The organism is Mesorhizobium sp. M0052 (assembly GCF_040323255.1).
In the GTDB taxonomy this organism is placed as follows: domain Bacteria; phylum Pseudomonadota; class Alphaproteobacteria; order Rhizobiales; family Rhizobiaceae; genus Mesorhizobium.
On the sequence record NZ_JAMYUS010000039.1, the window covers coordinates 19752 to 27419 of the forward strand.

Annotated in this window: 5 protein-coding genes; 3 read left to right on the forward strand and 2 right to left on the reverse strand. The window is 61.8% G+C overall.

What is annotated here, in order from left to right; genetic code table 11:
• The first annotated feature begins 14 nt into the window (after positions 1-14).
• Complete coding sequence (locus NKJ77_RS31170) at positions 15-1859, forward strand: aminopeptidase P family protein (protein WP_023832875.1); 1845 nt, start codon at positions 15-17, stop codon at positions 1857-1859.
• A gap of 155 nt (positions 1860-2014) precedes the next feature.
• Here NKJ77_RS31170 and NKJ77_RS31175 read toward each other — a convergent pair whose 3' ends face one another.
• Positions 2015-2311, reverse strand: a complete 297-nt coding sequence (locus tag NKJ77_RS31175) for an AzlD family protein (RefSeq protein WP_023690882.1) — start codon at positions 2309-2311, stop codon at positions 2015-2017.
• Positions 2308-3036, reverse strand: coding sequence for an AzlC family ABC transporter permease (locus NKJ77_RS31180; RefSeq protein ID WP_023832874.1), 729 nt, complete (start codon positions 3034-3036; stop codon positions 2308-2310). The genes NKJ77_RS31175 and NKJ77_RS31180 overlap by 4 nt, the downstream gene beginning before the upstream one ends.
• Positions 3037-3152: 116 nt before the next feature.
• Here NKJ77_RS31180 and NKJ77_RS31185 point away from each other — a divergent pair, with 116 nt between their 5' ends.
• Positions 3153-3911, forward strand: a complete 759-nt coding sequence (locus tag NKJ77_RS31185) for an SDR family NAD(P)-dependent oxidoreductase (RefSeq protein ID WP_352536284.1) — start codon at positions 3153-3155, stop codon at positions 3909-3911.
• Between the two features lie 735 nt (positions 3912-4646).
• A partial coding sequence (locus NKJ77_RS31190; RefSeq protein WP_352498925.1) for a DUF6531 domain-containing protein occupies positions 4647-7668 on the forward strand: 3022 nt, incomplete at its 3' end.

A 7668-nucleotide genomic window follows, 5' to 3' on the forward strand; every position in this document is an offset into this window, starting at 1 on the left:
ACAGGAGGCATACCATGTTCCAGACCTTCGATTCCGCAGGCGACCCCAGCGTCGGCAAGCCGCGCGTGACGTTGCTGCGGCGATGGCTGGCGGATAATGGCCTCGACGGTTTCCTGGTGCCGCGCGCCGACGAGCACCAGGGCGAATATGTCGCCGATCGCTCGGCGCGGCTGAAATGGTTGACCGGCTTCAGCGGCTCGGCCGGCGTAGCACTTGTGCAGCGTGACCGCGCCTTCATGTTCGTCGATGGCCGCTATACCTTGCAAGTGCGCCACGAAGTCGATCTCGACATTTTTGCAATCGAGAGTCTCGTCGACAACCCGCCGGCCTCCTGGATCAAGGACAATCTCGGCAAGCGCGCCAGGCTTGGCTTCGACCCCTGGCTGCACACGATCGCTGAGGTCAAGGCGCTGAAAACCTCGGCCGAGCAATCCGGCGCGACGCTGGTGCCGCTCGACAGGAACCCGATCGACATCATCTGGAAGGATCAGCCGGCACGGCCCGTGGCGCCGGTCGAAATCCACCCGATCGGCTTTGCCGGGGAACTCGCCAAGGACAAGCTGGCGCGGCTGGCGGCGGTAATCGGCAAGGAGGGCGCGTCGCACGCCGTGCTCACCGACCCCTCCTCGATCGCCTGGGCCTTCAACATCCGTGGCGGCGACGTGCCGCACACGCCGCTGGCGCTCGGCTTCGCGATCCTTGCCGCCGACGGCAAGCACCAGCTGTTCATGGACCAGCGCAAGTTTTCGCGCACGGTCGCCGCCTATCTCACCCAGCTTGCTGATTTGCACGAACCCGGCGAGTTCGAAGCGGCGGTCGCAGCCCTTGCCAATGGCGGCGCCAAGATCGCGCTCGATCCGGTGCTGGCGGCGGAAAAGCTGAGAATGCTGGTCGAGGACAATGGCGGCGCATTTGTTTCAGCGGCCGATCCCGCCCGCATTCCGCGCGCCACCAAAAACCCAGCGGAAATCGCCGGCAGCCGCGCCGCGCACCGCCGAGACGGGGCGGCGGTGGCGAAACTGCTGTGCTGGCTGGAACGGCAGAAGCCGGGCACGCTCGACGAAATAACCGTTGTCACCAAGTTGGAGGAAACGCGCCGGCAGACCGGCGAGGAAACGCAGATGCCGCTGCGCGATGTCTCCTTCGACACCATTTCCGGCGCCGGGCCGAACGGCGCCATCATGCACTACCGTGTGTCGCGCGCCACCAATCGCAAGCTGGCAAAGGGCGAGCTGTTCCTGCTCGATTCCGGCGCCCAGTATCAGGACGGCACCACCGACATCACCCGCACCGTGCCGATCGGCCAGCCGACCGAGGAGATGCGCGAGCGCTTCACACTGGTGCTGAAAGGCATGATCGGCATTTCCACGCTGCGCTTTCCCGCCGGCACGCGCGGCTCGGAAATCGACGCAGTGGCGCGCATGGCGCTGTGGAAGCATGGCTGCGACTTTGCCCACGGCACCGGCCATGGCGTCGGCTCCTATCTGGCGGTGCACGAAGGGCCGCAGCGCATCGCCCGCACCGGCACCGAAAAGCTGCTGGCCGGCATGATGCTGTCCAACGAGCCCGGCTATTACAAGGAAGGCTCCTACGGCATCCGCATCGAGAACCTGATCCTGGTTACGCCTGCCGAACAGGTCGAAGGCGGCGACATTGCCATGCACGGTTTCGAGACGCTGACACTGGCGCCGATCGATGTCAGGCTGATCCGCACCGACCTGCTGACGCGCGAGGAGTTGCACTGGCTGGATACTTACCATGCCGGGGTGCTGGCCGAGATCGGCCCGATGCTCGACGGCGAGACGCTGGCCTGGCTGGAGAAGGCAACAGCGCCGCTACCGCACGACGCCAAGATTTGAAATGAGCTTCTTTCTCCCCGTCACTATACGGGGAGGTGAGGAGCGGTCCGCGAAGCGGACGAAAAGCCAATTGCTTGGCTTTTCGAGTGACGAACGCCCGGCAGGGCAATGAGGGGCGGCGCCGACAGTTCGAAACTGTTCTGCCGGCAGGCGCCCTATGCCACAAACTGCCGCGCTAGGATCAGCACCACCGCCCCTGCCAGAAACATCGCCATCAGGCCGCCACGTAGCGAGACCACAGCGGCGACGACCAGGGCCGCCCATTCCGCCGGTCCGGCGCTGAGTGCGGCGGGCGCCACCAGCGTCGTCAACACCGCCGCCGGCACGGCGTTCAAGCCAGCCTCGACGCGTGGATGGATGTGGTCGAAGCGCGAGATCACCAGATGGCCGCCGACGCGGGTGAGATAGGTGGCGATCGCGCCGGCAATGATGATCCACAAGGTCGCGCTCATCGTTTTGCCTCCACACCGCTATGGTGCGGCGGCAGGATGACGGCCAGAAGCACGCCGGCAACGGCGCCGATGGAGACGTGCCAGGGCGAGCCCACAGTTTTGTAGGCAATGATCGACGCCGCGGCGCTGGCGATCACCACCGGCAGCCACAGCGGCCGCTTGCGAAAGCCCATGACCAGCCCGAGGAAATAGATCGGCAGCAGGAAATCGATGCCCAGGGCATGCGTGTCGGGGATCAGCTTGCCGAACACCGCACCCAGCGCGCTTTCAATCCCCCAGAACACATAGACCGGCAGGCCAAGGCCCATGTACCAGGCAAAGCCGACGGTCTCGCCGGCTTCGGCCCTGCGCTCGGCCACCGCGAACTGCGGATCGGTGAGCACGAAATAGCCCAGTGCTTGGCTGATAACCGGCCAGTGCGCGATTCGCCGGCCGATGGTGGCGGAGTAAAGCACGTGACGGAAATTCACCGCGAAGATCGACAGCACGACCAGCCATGGCGCGACATGCTGGCCGAACAGTTCGATGCCGACCATCTGGCTGGCGCCGCCGAAGATCAGCGCGCTCATCAAGAAAGCTTCGAGAACGGAAAAGCCGTTGTCGACGGCGATGGCGCCGAACAGCAGCCCAAATGGCGCCGCAGCGACAACCACCGGCATCGACAGCCGCACGCCGTCCCAGAAGTCGCTGGCCACGGAATTTTCGCTTAAGGTCTCTGCCGACATGTCACATTCCCATCTCGCGCTGCTATGTAGGAGCCGGCGTTTGAAAAGTCAGACGAATTCGCTTGAGCCAACAAATCAGCGAAACTGATGTTGTAAAAACAAATGAGGGGGTTCGGATGATCGCTTATGATTTCATCGGCAGGCACGCGGTCGTCACCGGCGCCGGTGGCGGCATGGGCGAGGCGATCTCGCTGGCGCTGCTCGAGGCCGGCGCCTCGGTCACCGCCATCGACGTCAAGCCGCGTCCGGCGTCGCTTGCCGCCTATGACGACCGGCTCACCTTTGCCCAGGGCGACCTCACCGACGCCGCCTTTGTCGAGCAGACCATCAATGCCGCGGGCCGCAAGCGCGGCGGCATCGATTATCTCGCCAATGTCGCAGGCGTGCTCTGGTTCGGCCGCGACAAGTCGGCCCTCGAGATGGACCTTGATGTCTGGGACCAGGTCTTCAACATCAATCTGAAATCCTTCGTCCACACCGCGCGGGCGGTGGTTCCCCATATGCGGGCCGGCGGACGCGGCGGCGCCATGGTGCACTTCTCCACCATCCAGTGGTATCGCGGCGATCCGACCCCGCAGGATGCCTACCAGGCATCGAAGGCCGGCGTCTGTGCGCTGTCGAAGTCGCTCGCCATGCAGTTGGCGGGCGATGGCATCCGCTCCAATTCGATCTGCCCGGGCATGGCGTTGACGCCGCTGCAGGCGCGATGGGATACCGAGGAGAAACGCGCTGCCGTTGCCAATTATGCGCCGCTCGGCCGCATCGGCACGCCGCAGGACATGGCCAATGCCGCGCTCTTCCTGCTTTCCGATGCGGCAAGCTACATCACCGGCATCGAGCTCGCCGTCGACGGCGGTCTTTTGATGCGGATGTAGCCGTGCAGTGCGCCGGGCTAGCTAGATTCTGTCGCTCGATCGAGCGGAATACTCAGACATTGTTAACCAGAATGGAGCAGACCAAGTAATGTGGTTAGTTGGATATACCTAGTTATATATATTAGGTAATGCTGAACTTTGTTCTAGTTGCCCGCAGAGAAGATACCTGCTAACCTCAATTTGTATACGCTTAGCCATAATACGAATCACCTGTTGCGAACTCCGTTAAACGGGATCGTTGATAATGGGGTATATAAGTATTTCCTATTGAGATTACGGTTGATCGCTTCCGTTTTCTACAACGGATCTTGCATGTATTGGAAATGAAGTAGACTTCACTGAAGCATACAGGGATATTAGGATCGCGATGAAGATATTGCGTCGGATTTCTCTCAGTATCGGGTTGGCTTCGCTTGTGCTCTCGGCTGCATATGCTGAGTCGTTGCCGACGACGTTGCCCAAGGTAACCGACCCCAAGCCAGCGACGACGCCCGCCGGGCAGCAATCCAACGTTGCGATATTGCCGCTGCCAAACAAAGCAACCGGCAGCGAAAAGCCGATGCCTAAGTCGGCGGGACCGAACAATGCCTCGGCGGCTTCCAGTACTGCAGCGCGGGGCCTTCCGGAGACTCCGATACAACCTTCCCCGACTCAACAGTAGTCGACAGCTATCGAATTGGCGCGATTGCCCCTATCCGATCTGGGCAATTTCTTGGATTTATACAGGGGGCAACCATGCATGCAGCATTGAGTTTGATTTCGATCAGATTCAGCAACTGGGCCATTGGTCTTATCTGCGCGCTGACTGTTCTGGCCACCTCGAGCGCTAGCATGGCCAGTGGCTGGGGCGGTATCGTCCCGGGTAGCAACGATTACAACCATCCGGTCCTCTATCCAACCCCAGGCGAGGCCTGCTCATCGGTTCAAAACAGTTACGTGCCCAACTTCGGCTTTCAGGTCTATGGCCTCATCGCGGTGACGGCATGGCCCGACAGTACCGACCCGAGCGATGGCACCATACACTCGGCCATGGGATGCAAGATGAGTGCTGGCGCTAACGGCACTCCGACGATCGTCGTCCTGCTGGGGTGCGACGGAACTGACAAGGGGGCCCAGGGGGCCTGCGTCCCATCCGACTACCCCAAAACGGCAGAGCCGCTGTGCGGGGGTAGTCTTGGCACGCCGGGATCCTGCCCTACGGTGGGCGACCCGGTCTCCCTCTCGTCTGGCGCCAAGGTGGAGATGGTCACCGACTACACCAGCGGCGGGGCCTATCCAATTGAGGTCAAGCGTTACTACCGCAGCATGATGATGCCTCCTTCTGGCTCCAACGATGGCATGGGCGGTGTGTGGCAGATGGACATCCTGGGGCGGCATGTCGAGATAGTCTACCCTCACTACAACATGATCATCCGCCGTGAGGATGGGGCTCGGACCCGCTTCATGAATACGATGTATCAATACGATCCGAATGCATTAGGCGTCTGGAAGGCGCTCACCATCGAAGGTCAGTATAACAACAACAACGAGCTATATCACTACAGCACGCCCGATGCGCGCGATAAAATCGTTGAAGAAACCCTGGGGACCTACAAGTACACGGACGAGAACGACCGGACCGATACTCTGGCGCTTGTGAACGGCGCCTATATTGTGACGCAGACGACCTGGAAGGGCGGCTACATCCGGAACTACACCTACGACGGCGGCAACCACCTGACCGGCTTGACCGACAGTCTGGGCCGTTCGGTGACCTTCACCTGGACGGGCAACGTCGTGACGCAGGTGGTTCTGCCAGACGGCACTAAGCTGCAGTACACCTTTCAGCAACAGTCAGTTGGGGGCGTATCGGTCCCGGGCACGGAGCTGCTGACCCAGGTCACGCGGCGCAAGGCCGACAACACGTTGATCGATTCCACGACTTACGAATACGACCGCGGCACGACGTCGACGCCGCTGCTGACTGCGGTGAAGGACACCAACGGCGCGGTGATCGAATCGACCACCTATGACGCCCGCGGCCGTGCCCTGACCGCCCAGCGCGCTGGCGGCGCTGACTACACCAGCATCGTCTACGACGACGTCAACGACAAACGCACGGTAACCAATGCGCTCGGCCAGGTGAGTGTCTACACCATGGTCCGGCCCGCCTTCGTCTTCATCCCTATCCCGACGGTGTTCGAGCTCTCCAGCGTCGCCCGCCAGGCAAGCGCCACCGTGCCGGCCGCGACCCTGACCCAGACCTACGACTTGAACGGCTTCCTGTCGCAACGGGTCGACTTCAATGGCAAGATTTACAACTTCACCAACGACAGTGCCGGCAACGAAACAAACCGCGTGGAGGATGCGGGCACCGGTGGACTGGCGCGGTCGGTAACTACAACTTGGTCGACCACCTTCAAGCTGCCCACTCAGATTGTTGCGCCCAACCTGACGGTCGATCTGACCTACGATGCCGCGGGCCGGCTGACGCAGCGCAAAGAGACGGACACCACCATTGCCCACAGCCCGCCATCCCGCACCTGGACCTACACCTGGACGACCGCGGGTCTGCTGCAAAGCGTGACGGGTCCGCGCACGGATCTGACCCAGACGACCAGCTACACCTACGATACTGCCGGCAATCTGGCTACCGTCACCAACGCTCTCAGCCAGGTGACGACGATCCTCTCCACCAACTCCATGGGCCTGCCGACGTCGACTAAGGACCCGAACAACGTCATCACCAACCTGACCTACGATCCGTTGGGCAGGCTCCTGACCGCCATAGTGCAGGGCCCGACACCGGCGACAACCACGTTCACCTATGACGTCAATGGCCTTCTGACGTCGCTGACCACACCGGCGGGCGTAACTTTGACCTACGGCTACAATGCGGCCCATCAGCTGACCTCGATGACCGACCAGGCTAGCAACCAGATGGTCTTCACGCTCGACGCCTTGGCCAACCACCTGCAGACACAGGTGGTCAACGGCTCGTCGCAGGTACTGATGACCAACAGCGCGACCTTCGACTCGCTGGGTCGTCTGCTGACCAGCATCGGGGCCGCTAACCAGACGACCGCCTACCAGTACGACGGCAATTCCAACCGGACCAGGATTACCGATCCCCGCAATGCCGCTACGCAGAACGCGTTCGATGGCCTCAACCGGGTTAAACAGGTCACTGACGCGCTGAACGCGGTGACGCAGATCGGCTATGACGGACAGAACAACGTCACTTCGATCACCGACCCCAGGCTGCACCCGACGACCTATACCGTCAACGGGTTCGGTTTTGTGACGCAGGTGGTCAGTCCCGACAGCGGCACCACCATCTACACCTACGATTTGGCCGGCAACATCCTGTCGCGAAAGGACGCCCGCAGGATCACGGTGAACTACACCTACGATGCGCTGAACCGGATCAAGACCCGGACCTCTCCTGCTACAGCGCTCAATGTCAGCTACACTTACGACGCCACTGCTGGCGGCAATTACGGCGCGGGCCGGCTGACCTCGCTGACCGACGCCGCCGGGTCAGCCAGCTTCACCTATGACGCTTATGGCAATCTGGTCAGCGAAAATCGGACAATCTCCTCGGTGCAGTATACCACCGGTTATGGCTACGACTTGGATAAGAACCTGACCCAGATCACCTATCCCTCCGGGCTGCTCGTCAGCTACCAACGGGATGCGCAAGGCCGCGTCGTTGGCATCACAAGCAAGCTGAACGTCACGGCTTCGACGGTGACGCTTGCCTCGGGAGGGCAATACC